The sequence below is a fragment of the Martelella sp. FOR1707 genome, assembly GCF_053484265.1.
Genome location: NZ_JBAKFP010000004.1, coordinates 226,202 through 244,320, shown reverse-complemented (window position 1 = coordinate 244,320; position 18,119 = coordinate 226,202). Strand labels below are relative to the sequence as shown.

Genomic DNA, 18,119 nt, shown 5'->3' with positions numbered 1-18,119 from the left:
TTGAAACGAGCACGGACAAGGAAGGCTCAGACGTCATGACCATTGCAACGGACATTCTGGACCCCGAAATCGCCGCCCGCCGCGAACGGCGCATCGCCCGGATCAACCGGGCCGGCAAGGTGCTCGGCCCCTTCGGCCTCGGCTTCGTCGTGCCGCTGCTGAAGCTGGCCGCCGGCGACACGCCATCGGAGCAATGGGCGGATCTGAAGCAGATGCTGCTGGTGCCGCTTGTCGGCATCTTGGCCTTTCTCGCCGCCTGGGCGTATCTCGCGCCGAAGGTGCAGACTTCGCTTGGCGCGATCCCCGGCCCGGCGGCGGTATTCCATCAGGCCGAGGTGCTGATGGACGATCATTTTGCCGAGCGGCAGAAGGCCGAAGCATTCTACGCCCGCCAGGACGAGCGCAACCAGATGCTGATTGCCGAGGGCTATGCCGACCGCGTGAAGGTGCGGCCCTATACCGGCAAGCCGACCTACCTGGACCAGATCTGGACCTCGCTGATGACGGTCGCGCTCGGTTTCTTCATCGGCACGGTGATCGCCGTCCCCGTCGGCATCGCCTGCGGGTTGTCGAAGACCTTCGAGGGCGCGATCAATCCACTGATCCAGCTGTTCAAGCCGGTCTCGCCGCTCGCCTGGCTGCCGATCGTGACCATGGTGGTGGCAGCCCTTTATGAAAGCCAGAACGACCTTCTGCCAAAGTCGATGGTGATCTCGGCGATCACGGTGACGCTCTGTTCCATCTGGCCGACGATCATCAACACGGCGCTCGGCGTCGCCTCGATCGATCGCGATCTCGTCAATGTCGGCAAGGTGCTGCAGCTTTCCACCTGGACGACGATCCGCAAGCTGGTGCTGCCGTCCTCGCTGCCGCTGATCTTCACCGGCATGCGGTTGTCCCTCGGTGTGGGCTGGATGGTGCTGATTGCCGCGGAAATGCTGGCGCAGAACCCCGGCCTCGGCAAGTTCGTCTGGGACGAGTTCCAGAACGGTTCCTCGGATTCGCTCGCCCGCATCATGGTCGCGGTGATCACCATCGGCCTGATCGGCTTCTTCCTCGACCGGGTGATGTTCGCGCTGCAGACCGCCTTCACCTATTCGGCGAACCGGTAAGGAGGGCATGATGAACGCCATTCTTCAGCTCAGAAACGTCGAAAAAGGCTTTGGCGAAGGCGTCAAACGCAATGCCGTCCTTTCCGATATTTCGCTCGATGTGCAGGAAGGCGAGTTTATTGCGATCCTTGGGTTTTCCGGCGCGGGCAAGACAACGCTGATGTCAATGTTCGCCGGTCTCGAAAGGCCTGATAGCGGCGAAATCCTGTTTCGCGGCGAGCCGGTCGAAGGCCCGTCGCCGAAGCGCGGCATCGTGTTCCAGAACTATGCGCTGATGCCCTGGCTTTCGGTGGAGGCCAATGTGCGGCTTGCCGTCGACGCGGTGCATCAGGGAAAATCGGCAAAGGAACGGGCCGCACTCGTTGATTGGTATGTGGCGATGGTTGGCCTGAAACATGCCCGCGACCGCAAGCCGTCGGAACTGTCCGGCGGCATGCGCCAGCGCGTTTCGGTCGCCCGCGCGCTTGCCATGCAGCCGGACGTGCTGCTGCTCGACGAGCCGCTTTCGGCGCTTGATGCGCTGACCCGCGCCAAGCTGCAGGACGAGCTTGCCGATATCTCGCAGAAAGAGAAGAAGACCATCATCCTCGTCACCAATGATGTTGACGAGGCCATTCTTCTGGCAGACCGGATCGTGCCGCTGACCCCCGGTCCCGACGCCACTTTCGGCCCGTCCTTCGATGTGAATATCGCCCGGCCGCGCGAGCGCGCAGCGATGAATTCCGACCCCGATTTCATCCGCCTGCGCGCGTCGATCACCGAATATCTGATGGATGTCGGCGTCAGCGCGAAACCGGACACCACGAGGGTGGAAACGCTGCCCAATGTCGTCCCGATTTCCATCAAGTCGACCTCGAAGCCGCTCCCCGCCGCCTATCGCGAAAAGGCCCAGTCGCCCATCGAGAGCGGCTATGTCGAGTTTTCCAACGTCGCCAAGATCTATCCGACGCCCAAGGGCCCGCTCACCGTTGTCGACGGCTTCGACCTTAAGATGAAAAAGGGCGAGTTCATTTCCGTGATCGGCCACTCCGGCTGCGGAAAATCGACGGTGCTTTCCATGGCGGCGGGGCTGAACCCGATCAATGCCGGCGGCATCATTCTCGATGGCCGCGAGATTTCCGGCGCCGGGCCGGACCGCGCCGTGGTGTTTCAGGCCCCCTCGCTGATGCCATGGCTAACGGCGCGCGAGAATGTCGCCCTCGGCGTTGACCGGGTCTATCCGAAGGCAAGCCCCGCCGAACGCCGCGATATCGTCGAATATTATCTCGAACGCGTCGGCCTTGGCGATGCCATGCACCGGCCGGCAGCCGACATGTCGAACGGCATGCGCCAACGCGTCGGCATTGCCCGCGCCTTCGCGCTGTCGCCGAAGCTTCTCCTGCTCGACGAACCCTTCGGCATGCTCGACAGCCTGACGCGCTGGGAGCTGCAGGAGGTGCTGATGGAAGTCTGGTCGCGCACCAAGGTCACCGCCATCTGCGTCACCCACGACGTCGACGAGGCCATTCTCCTGGCCGATCGGGTGGTGATGATGTCGAACGGGCCGAATGCCCGCATCGGCAACATCATGGAGGTCGACCTGCCGCGCCCGCGCTCCAGAAAAGCGCTGCTCGACCACCCGGATTATTACGCCTACCGCGAGGAACTGCTGGAATTCCTGGAGGCCTATGAAGGCGGCGCCTCGCCCGCCGAGGAACAGCTCGCCGCCATCAGGCAGAAGCGCGATCAGCGCATCAGCCGGCAGACCTGCAACAAACGCGTCGCAGCGGAGTAGATATCATGGCCCAGAAACTCGTCATCATCGGAAACGGCATGGCTCCCGGCCGCATGCTCGAAGACCTGTTCGAGCGCGCCCCCGGTCTCTATGACGTCACCATCTTCAACGCCGAACCGCGGGTGAATTACGACCGCATCATGCTGTCGCCGGTGCTCTCCGGCGAAAAGACCTATGAAGACATCATCATCCATGGCGACGACTGGTATGAGGCGAACGGCGTGACGCTGCATCGCGGCGCAAAGGTCGCGAAGATCGACCGGGAAGCGAAGGCCGTCACCGCCGAAAACGGCGTCACGGCCTCCTATGACCGGCTGGTGATCGCGACCGGGTCGTCGCCCTTCATCATCCCGGTGCCGGGGCACGATCTGCCCGGCGTGCTCGCCTATCGCGACCTCGACGATGTCGAGAAGATGCTGAAGATTGCCGCGGGGCAGGGCCATGCGGTTGTCATCGGCGGCGGGCTTCTGGGGCTTGAGGCGGCCTACGGGCTGAAGCAACGCGGCATGAGCGTCACCGTGCTGCACCTGATGGACACGATCATGGAGCGCCAACTCGATCCGGCGGCGGCCTATCTCCTGGAAAAGGCGCTCGACGATCGCGGCATCGAGATCATCACCAAGGCCAACACCAAGAAAATCCTTGGGAATGGCAGGGTCGAGGGCGTCGAACTGGAGGACGGCCGCATCATCTCCGCCGACATGGTGGTGATGGCAGTCGGCATCCGCCCGGCGGCGGGGCTCGCCAAGGATGCGGGGCTAGCGGTCAATCGCGGCATCGTCGTCGATGACGGCATGGCGACCTCCGATCCGTCGATCTTCGCGCTTGGTGAATGTGCCGAGCATCGCGGCACCTGCTATGGGCTGGTCGCGCCGCTTTATGAGAGTGCGGGCGTTCTCGCCGACCGACTTGCCGGCGGCGCGGCGGAATACAAGGGCTCGCATGTCAACACCAAGCTGAAGGTCACCGGCATCAAGCTGTTTTCCGCCGGCGATTTCGCCGAGGGGCCGGACCGTGAGGAAGTGGTTCTGCGCGATGCCACGCGCGGCGTCTACAAGCGCGTAATCCTGCAGGATAACCGCGTGATCGGCGCCGTGCTTTATGGCGACACCGCCGACGGCGCTTGGTATTTCGACATGCTGAAGCGCGGGACGGACGTTTCCGAAATGCGCGAGACGCTGATCTACGGCCAGGCCTATCAGGGCGGTGGCGCTACTGATCCGGCGGCGGCCGTGGCAGCGCTTCCCGATGACGCGGAAATCTGCGGCTGCAACGGCATCTGCAAGGGCAAGATCGTTTCCGCCATCAAGGACAAGGGCCTGACCTCGCTCGACGATGTCCGCGCCCACACGAAGGCCTCGGCATCGTGCGGCACCTGCACCGGGCTCGTCGAACAGCTTATGGCGCTGACGCTGGGTGACGCCTATAACCCCGCGGCCGTCCAGCCGGTCTGCGGCTGCACCGATCTTGGCCATGACGACGTGCGCCGCCTGATCCGGGCCAAGGAGCTGAAGACCATTCCCGCCGTGATGCAGGAGCTCGAATGGAAAACCTCCTGCGGCTGCGCCAAGTGCCGGCCGGCGCTCAACTACTATCTCGTCTGCGACTGGCCCGGCGAATATGCCGATGACTATCAGTCGCGCTTCATCAACGAGCGCGTTCACGCCAATATCCAGAAGGACGGCACCTATTCGGTGGTGCCGCGCATGTGGGGCGGCGTCACCTCGTCGAAGGAGCTGCGCGCGATTGCCGATGTCGTCGACAAATACGAGATCCCGACCGTCAAATGCACCGGCGGCCAGCGCATCGACATGCTGGGCGTGAAGAAGGAGGACCTGCCGGCAGTCTGGGCCGATCTCGGCAAGGCCGGCTTCGTCTCCGGCCAGGCCTATGCAAAGGGCCTGCGCACGGTGAAGACCTGCGTCGGCAATGACTGGTGCCGCTTCGGCACACAGGATTCGACCGGGCTCGGCATAAGGCTCGAGAAATTCATGTGGGGCTCGTGGACGCCGGCCAAACTCAAGCTCGCCGTTTCCGGCTGTCCGCGCAACTGCGCCGAGGCAACCTGCAAGGATATCGGCGTGATCTGCGTCGATTCCGGCTTCGAAATCCATTTCGCCGGCGCTGCCGGGCTCGAAATCCGGGGCACCGAGGTGCTCGGCATGGTGAAGACCGAGGACGAGGCGCTGGAGCATATCGTGGCGCTCACCCAGATGTACCGCGAACAGGCGCGCTATCTGGAGCGCATCTACAAATGGGCAAAGCGCATCGGCTATGACGAAGTCCGCGCCCAGATCATGGATGATGCCGAAAAGCGCAAGGCCTATTTCGCTCGCTTCGTCGAGAGCCAGAAATACGCCCAGGTCGACCCGTGGTCGGAACGCGTCTCCGGCAAGGACAAGCACGAGTTCAAGCCGATGGCCGTGGTCGGCCATCCCGAGCCGGCGGAGTGAGGAGCCCATCATGAGCAATGATTTCATGGCCATCGGCCATATTCAGGACATTCCCCGGCGCGGCGCGCGCTGCATCAACACGGCTTTCGGGCGCATCGCGGTCTTCCGCACCGCCGAGGATGACGTCTTTGCCATGGATGACCGCTGCCCGCACAAGGGCGGGCCGTTGTCGCAAGGCCTGGTGCATGGCAGGGCCGTGACCTGCCCCTTGCACAACATGGTCATCTCCCTGGAAAGCGGCGAGGCACTCGGCGCCGATGAAGGCGAGGTGCGGACCTATCCCGTCCGGGTGGACGACGGGCAGCTTTCCATCGCGCTCTCCGCTTTGCCGCTCGCGGCCGAATAGGGAGGCGGACTGATGGCTGACGCACGCGTCCCCGCCCGCATGGAGGAACTGGCTGTCCTGCCGCTGTTCTTTCGGCTGAAAGGCCGGCCGGTGCTGGTCGCCGGGGCCAGCGAAGCGGCGGCCTGGAAGGCCGAGCTTATGGCCGCCGCCGAGGCTGACGTCACGGTCTTTCTCGGCGGCGAGAAGGCCTGCGACGAATTGCTGGCGCTGCAGGAAGATGGCCGGGTTCGCCTTCACGACGTGAACTGGCAGGTGGCGGAATGGCGCGATCTCAGCCTGGCGCTGGCGGATTGCGACGACGATGCCGAGGCTGAAGCCTTCGCCGCCCGCGCGAGAGCCGAGGGCGTGCCCTTTAACGTCATCGACAAGCCGGCCTTCTGCAGCTTCCAGTTCGGCTCGATCGTCAACCGCTCGCCGGTCGTTGTCGGCATTTCCACCGATGGCGCCGCCCCCATTCTCGGCCAGGCGATCCGGCGGCGGATCGAGACGCTGCTGCCGAAGGCGCTTGCCGAATGGGCAGGCCTTGCCGCCTCCCTGCGCGATGCCATCGGCCAGAGGCTGAAACCGGGCGGCCCGCGCCGGGCCTTCTGGGAGCATTTCGTTGATCTGAGCTTTGCCGGACAGTCCGGCCCCGACGAGGCTGCGGCCGACCGGCTTCTGGCGCGTGCGACGAAGATCGCGGCCTCGCCGCAAACCGGCAGCGTCACGCTTGTCGGTGCCGGTCCGGGCGATCCGGAACTCGTGACGCTGAAGGCCATGCGGGCGCTACAATCGGCCGATGTCATCCTGTTCGACGATCTGATCTCGCCGGATATCCTCGAACTGGCGCGGCGCGAGGCCAAGCGCATGCTGGTCGGCAAACGCGGCGGGCGAACAAGTTGCCGGCAGGAAGATATCAACCGGATGATGCTCGATCTGGCGCGGACCGGGAAGCGGGTCGTGCGGCTGAAATCCGGCGATCCTTCGGTGTTCGGGCGGTCCGGCGAGGAAATCACGGCGCTTCAGCAGGCAGGCATCCCGGTTTCCGTCATCCCTGGCATCACCGCCGCAAGCGCACTTGCCGCCGGCACCACCACGTCGCTGACCCAACGCGACTGCGCCCAATCGGTCCGCTTCGTCACCGGCCATTCGAAAAAGGGTGCGCTGCCCGCCGATATCGACTGGCGCGCCATCGCCGACCCGACGACCACGACGGTGTTCTACATGGGCGGCCGCACCGCCGGCGAAATCAGCGCCCGATTGATTGCGGAGGGACTCTCGCCCGAAACCCCGGTCCTGATCGCCGCCAACATCAGCCGTGCGGATGAGAAACGCTGGCACGGCAGGCTCGCGGGCCTGAGCGAAGGCATGGCCGAAATCGGCTACGACAACCCCGTCTTGTTCGGGGTCGGCAAGGTGTTCGCGCGGACGTCTGTCTTGATGGAGGCGACAAATGATGGGCATCTTGTCTCTAAACCTTTTATTGGCGGTGCTAAATCCCTTTACGCTTTCGCTTGATCGTTCACCCCTGCCAGCTAGGTCTCGAAGTGCGCCCCTACCGGCTCCGGGGAGATGAGTGCGATCGCGGCCAGGAAGCAGGGCCAGATGGGACAAGACGTAAGTTCGTGCATGACCCATATCTCAATACGCCTCTTTTCGTCTCAGCGGCGGCCTCACTGACATGCGAAGTTCCGCCAGCGCCTTGTTTGCGGCGCATTCGCGCGGAAGATGTATTCAGCCTAGGAACGAGCGAGGTGAATCATGCAGGCGGCGTTGATTGCGATGACGATTTTCGGCTGTGATGACGGTCTGAACCAGTGCAGCTACATCGATATGGCCGAAACGCGCTATGCCACTGTCCAGGCCTGCGACAGCGAGATCGAAAGCAAGCTTTCGGCCTATGGCGACAGCGGTTTTCCCACGATCATCGCCGTCTGCCGGGAGCCGGGCGAACTCGTCAATGCCGCGCTCGGGCGGAACCCGGATGCCGTCTTGCCATCAACCATGCCCGAAACGACGACCGCCGAGGCGCAAACCGAGATACCAAACCGCCTCCAGCGCCTGACAAGAGGGTCGATGGCGGCGCTGATGGGGATCGTACCGTCGCGCCAGCAGCTCGCCAACGCCTTTTCGGCGCCGCTGCATGTCGTGACCGACAGCTATTCCTGGGTGGTGAAGAAGATCTAGCGCCGAAGTCCGGCTCGACGCTGCGCGGCGGTTGCATACGCAATACCTGAAACGGCACTCCCGGAAACGCGAAACTGATAAAGCCGGGAGGACATTTGCCGCGCAACCGTCCGCTGACACCCGTTCTAGCGGCAGAACGTTACCGCTTGGTTAGCACTCCTGCATAAATGCCAAAGCCGGCCAAATTTCACCCTAAAAGCCGCGTCTTGCGATTTGTTATTTTGACGCGGCGGACGTATTCTTGACCGAGTTGGGCGCTAGCGCCCTCTGGCGGCAGGATTCCGCCGAATGTGGTTACCGGAGGAAACAGCAACAATGAAGTCCTATGTCGCCGCTCTGTCATTGGCCTCAGCCGTTGCCTTGTTTTCCGGAGCCGCCGCAGCCGAGACCGACTGTCGCGATCTGACGATCGCCGAGCTGAACTGGCCCTCGGCCGGGCTTGCGGCCTGGGTCGACAAGCTGATCATGGAGGCCGGATACGGCTGCACGGTGTCGCTCGTCGAAGGCGACACCAACAGCGCTGTCGCTTCGATCGCGAAGGACGGCAAGCCCGACATCGTGCCGGAGTTCTGGTTCGAAAGCACGACGCCGGCGCTTGAGGAGGCGGTCGCCGACAAGCGCGTCGCCTTCGGGGCGGCGCTGCTGAACGAGGGCGGGGTGCAGGGCTGGTGGATGCCGAAATATATCCTCGACGCCAATCCCGGCATGACAACCGTTCAGCAGGCCTTGCAGCATCCTGAACTTTTCATGCCGGCCGAGGAGGGCGGCAAGCCGGCGGTGTTCAACTGTCCCGAGGGCTGGGCCTGTCGCGCCTCGACCGAAAACCTGTTCCGCGCGATCGACGCGGAAGCGGCCGGCTTCGCGCTTCACGATGTGAAGGACGCCGCCGCCCTTGACGAATCGATCATCGAGGCGTTCGAGAACAAGGAGGGCTGGCTCGGCTATTACTGGGCGCCAACGGCTCTTCTCGGCAATCATCCGATGGTCAAGCTCAGCTTCGGCGTGGAATTCAGCAAGGAGGAATGGGACAATTGCACCATCGTGCCGGATTGCCCGGATCCCAAGCTCAACACCTATCCCGTCTCGGCCGTCTACACGCTGATCGCGGGTGATTTCGTCGAGGAAAATCCCGAACTGATGAGCTATTTCAACACCCGCTCCTGGAGCAACGGGACGGTGAGCGAAGTGCTGGCCTGGATGGATGAGGAAGAGGCCGGCAACGAGGCGGGCGCCCGCCATTTCCTCGCCAACTATCCCGATGTCTGGAAGGCCTGGCTGCCGGAGGACGTCGCCGAAAAGGTCGCAGGCAAGATCTGACCGACGAGGGTTGTTGCGTCGTCCGTTCGTCGCCGTTATGATTACGGCGTGCCGGCAAGGGTGCAGTCGGGGATGGTCCCCGATCGGTCATCGTGACCGTGGCGATCAACACAGCGGACGCCTCCATGAACTACGAATCGTCCGCTTTCGCCAAGCTGCCGCCCGCCGGCGCATTCTCCTTAGCTTTGAAAGGCCGACCGGGGTCGGCTGGATGAAGGCCACCTGTCTGGTCCTCGGCGGAGCACGCTCCGGCAAGTCGCGTCACGCCGAAATGATGGCGCGCCGGCATGGCGCCAATCTGCATTATATCGCGACCGCCGAAAGCATGGACGACGCCGAAATGGCGGCGCGGATCGCGCGACACAGGGCCGATCGCGGCAGCGACTGGATCACCCATGAAACGCCGTTTGCGCTGGTCGAGCGTCTCGAAGCGCTGGAGCGGGAGAATGAGCCCGAGGTGGTGCTTGACTGCCTGACGCTGTGGCTCAGCAACCTGCTGCTGGCGGAGCGCGATATCGAGGCCGAAGGTGCGCGGCTTGCCGATTTCGTCGCGCGCTGCCCCTATCGGCTGATCATGGTGAGCAATGAGGTGGGGCTGTCGATCGTGCCGGAGAACGCGCTGGCGCGCCGCTTCCGCGATGCTGCGGGCATTTTGAACCAGCGCATCGCGGCGGTCTCGGCGGAGGTGGTGTTCATGGCGGCGGGCCTGCCGCTTCACCTTAAAACTGCATCATAAGCCATTGATAGGCGGGGTTTTTCTCATCGAAGAAAACCCTGATTGCCATCGCCATGCAGGACAGAACCAGAAGCGGGCGGATGATTTTCGCACCGTTCTTCATTGCGAGATTCGATCCGGTGCGGGCACCCAAAAACTGGCCAAGGCCCATCACCAGCCCGACCTTCCACAGGATCGCGCCGCCGAACATGAACACCGCGAAAGCGCCGATATTGGTCGAAAGGTTCAGAAACTTGGTGTGGGCGGTGGCCTTCAGCATGCCGAAGCCGCCGAGCGTGACGAAGGCGATCATGAAGAACGATCCGGTCCCGGGGCCGAAAAGCCCGTCATAAAAGCCGATCGCCGGCACCACCAGTGCGGCGAAGAGCGGGGTGGAAAGCCGCTTCTCGCGGTCGCTGTCATCGAGCCCGGTGCGCAGCGCGAAATAAAGCCCGATCGCGACCAGAAGGAAGGGAAGCGCGGCGCGCAGCGCATCGCCGGAAATCAGCGTGGCGACCAGCGCGCCGAGCGCGCCGCCGGCAATCGCGATCAAGGCCATCGGCCATTGTTTCATGGGCTCCACCCGACCGGCGCGGGCATAGGAGATCGTGGCGGAAGCCGCGCCGAACATGCCCTGCAGCTTGTTGGTGCCAAGCGCCTGCAGCGGCGGTACGCCGGAAATCAGCAGCACCGGTATGGTGATAAGGCCGCCGCCGCCGGCGATCGAATCGACGAAGCCGGCGATATAGGCGGCCGCAAACAGGATCAGCAGCAGTTCAATACTGGTTTCAAACACGAATATATCCTTGGCGGGCCGCCGCAGCCCGTGCAGGCCTGCGGCGTTTCCTTTTTTCTCCGGATCGTGTAGGGCCTTTCTCGATCCGGCGCAAACGCCGTTCCCATATTTCCGAAGACAGGATGCGTTTTCATGCACAAGGTAATTTTCGACACGGACCCCGGTATTGACGATGCCATGGCGCTGCTCTTCCTCGAGCGCCATCCCGATATCGAACTCCTCGGCGTAACCTCCGTTTTCGGCAACGCCTCCGCCGACACGACGACGCGCAATGCGCAGTTCCTGAAGCGCGAATTCGGCATCAAGGCCCCGGTCGCCCGCGGCGCCGACATAACCTTCGATCCGGGCCGGCCGATGGCCTCGTGGCCGACATTCGTGCATGGCGTCAACGGGCTTGGCGATATCGAGGTGCCGGAGACGATCGAGGACGTGCCGCTCGATCCGCGTCCTGCCTTCCAGTTCATCATCGATACGGTGCGTGAACATCCCGGCGAGGTCGAGATCGTCGCCGTCGGCCGCATGACCAACCTTGCCATGGCGCTGGCGCGCGATCCGGAAATCGCCGGCCTCGTCAAGCAGGTCGTCGTGATGGGCGGCGCGTTCGACACCAACGGCAATGTGACGCCGGCCGCTGAAGCCAACATCCACGGCGACCCGGAAGCGGCTGATGTCGTGTTCACCGCGCCCTGGAAGGTCGTGATCATCGGCCTCGATGTCACCCTCCAGACTGTCATGACCCGGACCACGATGAAGGAACTGGCTCTGCGCGGCGGTCCGGCGGTGGAACTGCTCGCGAAGATCTCTGATCCCTATATCGATTTCTACAGCCAGCAGGTCGAAGATGGCATGGTGGTGCATGACAGCTGCGCCTGCGCCTATGTGGTGGCGCCAGAGCTCTTCGGCCTGAGGTCGGGCTCCGTGCGCGTGGTCTGCGGCGGCATTGCCGACGGACTGACCTTGCAGAAGCCGTCCGGCGGCGCGTTCGGCCCCAGCCCGTGGGACGACAAGACCGAGCAGAAGGTGGCGATGACCATCGAAGCGAAGAAGGTCGTCGATCTGATCGCCGCCACGCTCGCGCCCTGACGCATGAACAGACCGGTCTTGTGCCGGTTGTGTTTACCTTAAAATCAGTATCGCGTTGATAGTAATCCCCGCTGCACATATCGTTCATTAGAAACATATGTGTGTCGGGGGTGGATATGCGTAAAATACTTTTGGCGTTACTGGTGTTGCTTGGCGCGGCGTCGGCTGCGAATGCCGCGCGCAAATCCGGCGACGAGATTTTCGATCCGGGCAAGGTCGTTGCGGCCGTCAGCCTGACGAGCCAGACCATGAAGGTCATCATTGGCGGCCATGAGCGCTATGAATGGCCGGTCTCGACCGGGGCAGGGGGCTATTCGACGCCGCGCGGCATATACGGCGCGGAATGGCTGTCGAAGAACCACCGCTCGCGCAAATACAACAATGCGCCGATGCCCTATGCGATCTTCTTTCATCACGGCTATGCCGTCCACGGTACGGACCAGCTCTCGCGGCTCGGCCGCCCCGCCTCGCACGGTTGCGTGCGGCTTCATCCGGACAATGCGGCGCTGCTGTTCGAACTCGCGCAGACGATGGGGCTCGAAAACGTCACGGTGGTGATCGGCGACTGAGCCGGCTCAGTCGTTGCCGGCCGCCGCGCTCAGCCTGTCGATATCCGGCACGCTGACGTGGCGGTTGTTTTCGACGATGATGATCTTCTCGTTGCGCAGCTTGGTCATCTGACGGCTGACCGTCTCGATGGTGAGGCCGAGGAAATCGGCGATGTCGGCGCGCGACAGCGGCAGGTCGAAGGTGAAGCCGTCATCGGCCAGCGGATCGATATGGGTTGCGATCAGATACAGGAAGGAGGCGACTTTCTCACGCGCGCTCTTGCGGCCGAGCGTCAGCATCCAGTCGCGTGCCTCGTCGAGTTCCTTCAGGGACTGATTGTAAAGCTTGCGTTCCAGTTCCGGCGATTCTTCGATCATCCGCTCCAGCGCGGCGCGCGGGAAGGCGCAGATTTCCGTTTCCGTTGCCGCCTCGGCCGTCAGCGCGCTTTCGCGCGAAAAGGGGCGGCCCATGAAATCTGGCGCGAATTGCAGGCCGACGATCTGCTGGCGGCCGTCGGCCATCATCTTGGAAAGCTTCACCACGCCGCGCAGGATGTTTGAGTAGCTGCCGACGCTTTCGCCCTGGCCGACGACTTCCGCGCCGCCCTCAATCGTCCGGCGCGAAGAATGCTTGTTGATCTGCGCCAGTTGCTCGGGCGTCAGCACCGAACAGATGCCGCCATGGCGCGCCTCGCATGCCCGGCATACGTGTGGCAGAAGGTCGTCGCCTTCATGGGATCGGTTCGTATTGTCGGTCATAGGGTATTCTCAGTTCGTCGTGGCGTGGAATCGCCTGCTTTCGGTTCAGCGAAATCGGATGGCAGGGCTGCGAGGCGGGTCACAACTGCGTTGGTTCGCACACGAACACTCTGCAACCAAACTTGATCAAAGTCAAAGCTGAGACGGCCGCAACGGTCTATTCCGATTGCATTATCAGTCAGGAAGAGGCGCGTCATGACGTCGCAACGGCAGTTGTTGGAAAAATTCTCGGACCCGGTTCCGCGCTACACGAGCTACCCCACCGCGCCTCATTTTCACGACGGCGTCGATTCGGCCACGGCGAGACAGTGGATCGCGGCGCTGGGCGCAGGCCGGAAGCTCTCGCTCTACGTGCATATTCCTTACTGCGACCGGCTCTGCTGGTTTTGCGCGTGTCATACCAAACATACGCTGAAGTATGAGCCGGTAGCCGCCTATCTCGAAAGCCTGAAGCATGAAATCGAGACCATGGGCCGGCTTGTGTCGCCCGATGTTGTGGTGACCGGCCTGCATTGGGGCGGCGGCTCTCCGACCATGCTGAAGCCCGAGGACATGCACCGCCTGATGGGCTGGCTGCGGTCCGCCTTCAATTTCGCCGAGAACACCGAGATCAGCGTCGAGATGGACCCGAACGATCTCGATGAGGCGCGCTACGATGCGCTGGCCGAAATCGGGGTGACGCGGGCGAGCCTCGGCGTTCAGGACTTCGATCCCAAGGTGCAGAAAACCATCAACCGCCTTCAGACTTTCGAGCAGACGGCAGAGGTGATCGCGGCGATGCGCAAGCGGGGCGTCCACTCCGTCAATTGCGACCTGCTCTACGGTCTGCCGTATCAGACGCTTGATACGATGGCGAAGACCGTCGCCGATATCATAAGCCTGGAACCCGACCGGATCGCGCTGTTCGGCTATGCCCATGTGCCATGGATGAAGAAGCATCAGGCGCTGATTCCCGAAGATGCGCTTCCGGATGCGGAGGAAAGGTTCCGTCAGATGTCGCTGGCGGCCGGGATGCTGGCAGAAGCCGGCTACGAGGCGATCGGCATCGACCATTTCGCGCTTGCCGACGACACGCTTGCCAAGGCGGCCCGCACCGGCAGGCTGCGGCGCAATTTCCAGGGCTATACGGATGAAAGCGCCGATGCGCTGATCGGGCTCGGGGCGTCATCCATCAGCCAGCTCCCCGAGGGTTACTGGCAGAACATGCCGGCGACCGGCGAATATCGGCGCATGGTCGAAGGCGGCGATCTGGCAGTGGTGCGCGGTGTCGCGCTTCAGCCGGAAGACCGCGCGCGGGCCTTCGTGATCGAGAGAATCATGTGCGCCTACGGATTTTCCGCCTGCGAACTGAAGGCGCGATTCGCTGCCGGCGCTGACGATATCATCGCCGAAGCCAAGGCTTATGCGGTCGAAAATCCGGACGTGTGCGTTTATGACCGGTTCGGATTTCGACTGAAAAAAGAGGCTTTTCCGTTCGCGCGCTCTGTTGCTGCGGTTTTCGATACCTATCTTGGGCGCGGCAAGGGTCGCCATTCGGCGGCCGTCTGAGTTACAATCGAAAAATTGCCCTCCCACACCTTGCGGCCATTGGCTTTTCGTCAATCATTGCCTATGAGGAGGGCACACTTGAAAGATGAAGAGGTAATAGGCGTGAGCGCTACATTTGATAAAGTTGCCGATATCATCGCGGAAACGAGCGAAATCGACCGCGATCAGATTACGCCGGAAAGCAATACGATCGACGATCTCGGCATCGACAGCCTCGATTTCCTCGATATCGTCTTTGCGATCGACAAGGAATTCGGTATCAAGATCCCGCTCGAAAAGTGGACGCAGGACGTCAACGAGGGCAAGGTCGATGCGGATGAGTACTTCATTCTGAAGAATCTCTGCGCCAAGATCGACGAGCTGAGAGCGGCAAAGCAGTCTTAAGGGCGACCGGTTTTACGACCGGCATCTCAGCCCGCCTGGCTTCGCTGCGGAACTGATGCAGGGGCTGAAAGCATTCAATGCTGCTCGAATATTTCCAGATGATTGACGAGATCGTGTCGGCGGACATCTCCGCCGGTACGATCGTCGCGCGTTCCACGGTTCCCGAAAAAAGCACGGTTTTCGAGGGACATTTTCCTGGCATGCCGCTGGTGCCGGGCGTGCTTTTGATCGAAACCATGGCGCAGGCGTCCGGCATGCTGCTGCTCGGCGTCAATGACTGCACGGCCATGCCGTTTCTGATGATGGTCGACAGCGCCAAGCTGCGCGGCTTCGTGGAGCCCAATGCCGTGCTCGATATCGAAGCGCAACTGGAGCATGAGGGCTCGGGCTTTGCCGTTACCAAGGCGAAGATCGCGTCGGGCGGAAAGCCGATCGCGAGCGCCCAGCTCAAATTCCGCACGATGTCCTTCGATGACAATGAACTCGCGCCGATCGTGAAACGGCGCGCCGAGGAAGTCGGCCTGTTTGCGGCGATCGCCGGGCAGGCCGCGGAGAGGTCCTGACATGGCGAAATCCTCCAATGATGTGGTCGTCACCGGCATTGGTCTGGTCACGAGTTTCGGCGTCGGCATCGAGCCGCACGTGGCGATGCTGGCGGGCGGCGAGCCGGAAGTCCGGATCGATGCCGATATCTGCGCGCCCTATCCGGTGCACCCGCTGCCGGAAATCGACTGGAAGGATCAGATCCCGAAGCGCGGCGACCAGCGCCAGATGGAAAACTGGCAGCGTCTCGGCGTTTATGCCGCAGGCCTCGCGCTGGACGATGCCGGGATGAAGGAAAACGAAGAGCTTTGCGCGACGATGGACATGATCGTCGCCGCCGGCGGTGGCGAGCGCGATATCGCCGTCGACAGCCTGATCGTCAACGAGGCGCGCCAGCGCAATGATCGCGAAATCCTGCTGAACGAGAAGCTGACCACCGAGCTGCGCCCGACGTTGTTTCTGGCCCAGCTCGCCAATCTCGTCGCCGGCAATATCTCGATCGTCCACAAGGTCGCCGGCTCCTCGCGCACTTTCATGGGCGAGGAAGGCGCGGGGATTTCCGCCGTCGCCACCGCCTATGCCCGCATCCTCGCGGGCCAGTCCAGCCATACGCTGGTCGGCGGCTCGTTCGTGGCCGAGCGGCGCGATATCCTGCTGATGATGGAATCGGTGCATGCGCTGTCGCGCGGCGAGTGGAGACCGCTCTGGGACCGGCCTGAAGATGAAGATGGCGGCATGGTCATGGGCACGGCCGGCGCGTTTCTGGTTCTGGAATCGCGTGAACATGCCGAGGCCCGCGGCGCGCATATCTATGCCGTGCTGTCCGGCGTCGAAGGCGATCGCGGTAAGCGCGACGACGGCCGTCTGGAGCAGCGGCTCGAACGACTGTTCAAGGATGCCGGGTTTACGGGCGCGTCCAACGAGGCGATCCTCTCCGGCGCGACTGGCCTGACCGATATCACCAAGCGCGAGGCTGCTTTCGTGAGAGAGCATTTCCCGTCGGCGCCGCTGCGCGGCTATACCGGCGCAACCGGCCATGCCATGGAAGCCAATTTTACCCTGGGTCTCGCGCTGGCAGCCCTGGCGCTCGACAGGAAGGTCGCTCTGCCGGTCTTCAACCCCGGCGCGGAGCAGACGATGGCGGAGCCGGCGGAAAAGATCGCGGTGACCACGGTCGGCCATCAGCGCGGCGAGGGCGTCGCCGTGCTCTCGGCCGAGAAATAAGGAAGGACCGGACAGATGAGCAATGCCTATACAGATCATCTCGGCCGTCCGCTCGTCGCCGTCACCGGCATGGGCGTGGTGACCTCGCTCGGTCGCGGGCTTGAGGACAACTGGGAAAAGCTGACGGAGGGCGTCTCCGGCATCCACGCCATTTCGCGCTTTCCGACCGACCATCTCTCCACCCGCATCGCCGGGACGGTCGATTTCATTCCGGCCGAGGACAATGCGGTTTCCCGCTCCTATAATTTTGCCGAGGCGACCATCGAGGAGGCGCTTGCCGCGGCCGGCCTTTCCGGCGATTTCGATGCGCCGCTGTTTCTGGCCGCCCCGCCGGTCGAGCCCGAATGGTCGATGCGCTTCGCGCTGACCGATCGCTCCGGTCCGCCGGTCGAGGAGAACGACGCCTATGTCCGTTTCCTCGCTGCGATGCGCGAGAAGGGCGATCCGGCCTTTCACGAAGCGGTGCTGTTCGGCTCGATCTCGGAGCGGATTGCCGACAAGTTCGGCACGCGCGGCCTGCCGGTGACGACGTCGACGGCCTGTGCGTCCGGCGCGACCGCGATCCAACTCGGCGTCGAGGCGATCCGGCAGGGCCGCACGGAGCGCGCCATGACGGTTGCCACCGACGGCTCCGTCAGCGCCGAGGCGCTGGTGCGGTTCTCGCTGCTTTCCGCGCTGTCGACCCAGAATGACCCGCCGGAAAAGGCTTCCAAGCCCTTCAGCAAGGATCGTGACGGCTTCGTGATCGCCGAAGGCGCTGCAACGCTGATCCTCGAATCGCTCGCTTCCGCCGTTGCCCGCGGCGCGAAGGTCTACGGCATCGTGCGCGGCTGCGGCGAAAAGGCCGATCATTTCCACCGCACCCGGTCCTCGCCCGATGGCGCGCCGGCGATTGCGACCGTGCGCGCGGCGCTGGACGATGCGGGCCTCGACATCGACGGCATCGACTATATCAATGCCCACGGCACCTCGACGCCGGAAAACGACAAGATGGAGTATTCCTCGCTCAAGGCCGTGTTCGGCGAAGGGCTGAAATCGATCCCGCTGTCGTCCAACAAGTCGATGATCGGCCACACTCTGACGGCGGCCGGCGCGGTTGAGGCGGTGTTCTCCTTTCAGGCGATGCAGACCGGCGTGCTGCCGCCGACCATCAATCACGTCAATCCGGACCCGGCGATCGAGCTCGATGTGGTACCGAACGTGAAGCGGTCGGCCGATACCGGATCGGTGCTCTCCAATTCGTTCGGCTTTGGCGGCCAGAATGCCTGCCTGGTGATGACGCGCGAGCCGGCGTGAGCCTGACTGGTTGATAGTATAGTTTAGTTAGTAGCTCTAACATATTGAATATGAA

17 protein-coding genes are annotated in these 18,119 nt (G+C 62.9%); 15 read left to right on the top strand and 2 right to left on the bottom strand.

Features of this window, described 5'->3' with window-relative positions:
- The first annotated feature begins 35 nt into the window (after positions 1 to 35).
- The 8 genes from V6765_RS12545 (at position 36) to cobU (ending at position 9,904) form a co-directional block, all read left to right on the top strand.
- A complete protein-coding gene (locus V6765_RS12545; protein WP_448429238.1) occupies positions 36 to 1,112 on the top strand; it encodes an ABC transporter permease in 1,077 nt (358 codons plus the stop codon).
- Between the two features lie 7 nt (positions 1,113 to 1,119).
- Complete coding sequence (locus V6765_RS12540) at positions 1,120 to 2,886, top strand: ABC transporter ATP-binding protein (protein WP_448429236.1); 1,767 nt, start codon at positions 1,120 to 1,122, stop codon at positions 2,884 to 2,886.
- Positions 2,887 to 2,891: 5 nt separating this feature from the next.
- Entirely contained in the window at positions 2,892 to 5,339 is a 2,448-nt protein-coding gene (gene nirB, locus V6765_RS12535) for a nitrite reductase large subunit NirB (protein WP_448429234.1), read from the top strand.
- Positions 5,340 to 5,349: 10 nt separating this feature from the next.
- Complete coding sequence (nirD, locus tag V6765_RS12530) at positions 5,350 to 5,685, top strand: nitrite reductase small subunit NirD (protein ID WP_448429232.1); 336 nt, start codon at positions 5,350 to 5,352, stop codon at positions 5,683 to 5,685.
- Between the two features lie 12 nt (positions 5,686 to 5,697).
- Positions 5,698 to 7,182 carry a siroheme synthase CysG gene (cysG, locus tag V6765_RS12525; RefSeq protein WP_448429230.1) on the top strand — a complete coding sequence of 495 codons (1,485 nt, stop codon included), beginning with the start codon at positions 5,698 to 5,700 and terminating at the stop codon, positions 7,180 to 7,182.
- A gap of 243 nt (positions 7,183 to 7,425) precedes the next feature.
- Positions 7,426 to 7,851 carry a hypothetical protein gene (locus tag V6765_RS12520; protein WP_448429228.1) on the top strand — a complete coding sequence of 142 codons (426 nt, stop codon included), beginning with the start codon at positions 7,426 to 7,428 and terminating at the stop codon, positions 7,849 to 7,851.
- A gap of 315 nt (positions 7,852 to 8,166) precedes the next feature.
- Positions 8,167 to 9,168 carry a glycine betaine ABC transporter substrate-binding protein gene (locus V6765_RS12515; protein ID WP_448429226.1) on the top strand — a complete coding sequence of 334 codons (1,002 nt, stop codon included), beginning with the start codon at positions 8,167 to 8,169 and terminating at the stop codon, positions 9,166 to 9,168.
- 211 nt (positions 9,169 to 9,379) lie between these two features.
- Positions 9,380 to 9,904: a bifunctional adenosylcobinamide kinase/adenosylcobinamide-phosphate guanylyltransferase gene (cobU, locus tag V6765_RS12510; protein WP_448429224.1), complete on the top strand. Its 525-nt coding sequence runs from the start codon at positions 9,380 to 9,382 to the stop codon at positions 9,902 to 9,904.
- Here cobU and V6765_RS12505 read toward each other — a convergent pair.
- On the bottom strand, positions 9,888 to 10,679 hold the full coding sequence (locus tag V6765_RS12505) for a TSUP family transporter (protein ID WP_448429222.1): 792 nt from the start codon (positions 10,677 to 10,679) through the stop codon (positions 9,888 to 9,890). The two genes, cobU and V6765_RS12505, sit on opposite strands and share 17 nt — an antisense overlap.
- 132 nt (positions 10,680 to 10,811) lie before the next feature.
- On the opposite strand from V6765_RS12505, the gene V6765_RS12500 reads away from it, so the two are divergent.
- Both V6765_RS12500 and V6765_RS12495 read left to right on the top strand, forming a co-directional pair.
- A complete protein-coding gene (locus tag V6765_RS12500) occupies positions 10,812 to 11,762 on the top strand; it encodes a nucleoside hydrolase (protein ID WP_448429220.1) in 951 nt (316 codons plus the stop codon).
- Between the two features lie 116 nt (positions 11,763 to 11,878).
- The gene (locus V6765_RS12495) at positions 11,879 to 12,331 is read left to right on the top strand and encodes a L,D-transpeptidase (protein WP_448429218.1); all 453 of its coding nucleotides are present in this window, start codon (positions 11,879 to 11,881) and stop codon (positions 12,329 to 12,331) included.
- Positions 12,332 to 12,337: 6 nt separating this feature from the next.
- Here V6765_RS12495 and V6765_RS12490 read toward each other — a convergent pair whose 3' ends face one another.
- A complete protein-coding gene (locus V6765_RS12490; RefSeq protein ID WP_448429216.1) occupies positions 12,338 to 13,069 on the bottom strand; it encodes a Crp/Fnr family transcriptional regulator in 732 nt (243 codons plus the stop codon).
- 195 nt (positions 13,070 to 13,264) lie between these two features.
- On the opposite strand from V6765_RS12490, the gene hemN reads away from it, so the two are divergent.
- The 5 genes from hemN to V6765_RS12465 all read left to right on the top strand — a co-directional run bounded on the left by hemN (position 13,265) and on the right by V6765_RS12465 (position 18,064).
- Positions 13,265 to 14,617, top strand: coding sequence for an oxygen-independent coproporphyrinogen III oxidase (gene hemN, locus V6765_RS12485; protein WP_448429214.1), 1,353 nt, complete (start codon positions 13,265 to 13,267; stop codon positions 14,615 to 14,617).
- 96 nt (positions 14,618 to 14,713) lie between these two features.
- Positions 14,714 to 15,001, top strand: coding sequence for an acyl carrier protein (locus V6765_RS12480; RefSeq protein WP_085986543.1), 288 nt, complete (start codon positions 14,714 to 14,716; stop codon positions 14,999 to 15,001).
- A gap of 77 nt (positions 15,002 to 15,078) precedes the next feature.
- Positions 15,079 to 15,564: a 3-hydroxyacyl-ACP dehydratase FabZ family protein gene (locus tag V6765_RS12475; protein WP_448429212.1), complete on the top strand. Its 486-nt coding sequence runs from the start codon at positions 15,079 to 15,081 to the stop codon at positions 15,562 to 15,564.
- A 1-nt stretch (position 15,565) separates the two neighbouring features.
- Positions 15,566 to 16,768: a beta-ketoacyl-ACP synthase gene (locus V6765_RS12470; protein ID WP_448429210.1), complete on the top strand. Its 1,203-nt coding sequence runs from the start codon at positions 15,566 to 15,568 to the stop codon at positions 16,766 to 16,768.
- A 15-nt stretch (positions 16,769 to 16,783) separates the two neighbouring features.
- Positions 16,784 to 18,064, top strand: coding sequence for a beta-ketoacyl-ACP synthase (locus V6765_RS12465; protein ID WP_448429208.1), 1,281 nt, complete (start codon positions 16,784 to 16,786; stop codon positions 18,062 to 18,064).
- Positions 18,065 to 18,119 lie beyond the last annotated feature (55 nt).

Bases quoted from the DNA above. Each gene is read 5' to 3' on its own strand.
- V6765_RS12545 (WP_448429238.1), top strand. From the start codon at position 36: ATGACCATTGCAACGGACATTCTGGACCCCGAAATCGCCGCCCGCCGC.
- V6765_RS12540 (WP_448429236.1), top strand. From the start codon at position 1,120: ATGATGAACGCCATTCTTCAGCTCAGAAACGTCGAAAAAGGCTTTGGC.
- nirB (WP_448429234.1), top strand. From the start codon at position 2,892: ATGGCCCAGAAACTCGTCATCATCGGAAACGGCATGGCTCCCGGCCGC.
- nirD (WP_448429232.1), top strand. From the start codon at position 5,350: ATGAGCAATGATTTCATGGCCATCGGCCATATTCAGGACATTCCCCGG.
- cysG (WP_448429230.1), top strand. From the start codon at position 5,698: ATGGCTGACGCACGCGTCCCCGCCCGCATGGAGGAACTGGCTGTCCTG.
- V6765_RS12520 (WP_448429228.1), top strand. From the start codon at position 7,426: ATGCAGGCGGCGTTGATTGCGATGACGATTTTCGGCTGTGATGACGGT.
- V6765_RS12515 (WP_448429226.1), top strand. From the start codon at position 8,167: ATGAAGTCCTATGTCGCCGCTCTGTCATTGGCCTCAGCCGTTGCCTTG.
- cobU (WP_448429224.1), top strand. From the start codon at position 9,380: ATGAAGGCCACCTGTCTGGTCCTCGGCGGAGCACGCTCCGGCAAGTCG.
- V6765_RS12500 (WP_448429220.1), top strand. From the start codon at position 10,812: ATGCACAAGGTAATTTTCGACACGGACCCCGGTATTGACGATGCCATG.
- V6765_RS12495 (WP_448429218.1), top strand. From the start codon at position 11,879: ATGCGTAAAATACTTTTGGCGTTACTGGTGTTGCTTGGCGCGGCGTCG.
- V6765_RS12490 (WP_448429216.1), bottom strand. From the start codon at position 13,069: ATGACCGACAATACGAACCGATCCCATGAAGGCGACGACCTTCTGCCA.
- hemN (WP_448429214.1), top strand. From the start codon at position 13,265: ATGACGTCGCAACGGCAGTTGTTGGAAAAATTCTCGGACCCGGTTCCG.
- V6765_RS12475 (WP_448429212.1), top strand. From the start codon at position 15,079: ATGCTGCTCGAATATTTCCAGATGATTGACGAGATCGTGTCGGCGGAC.
- V6765_RS12470 (WP_448429210.1), top strand. From the start codon at position 15,566: ATGGCGAAATCCTCCAATGATGTGGTCGTCACCGGCATTGGTCTGGTC.
- V6765_RS12465 (WP_448429208.1), top strand. From the start codon at position 16,784: ATGAGCAATGCCTATACAGATCATCTCGGCCGTCCGCTCGTCGCCGTC.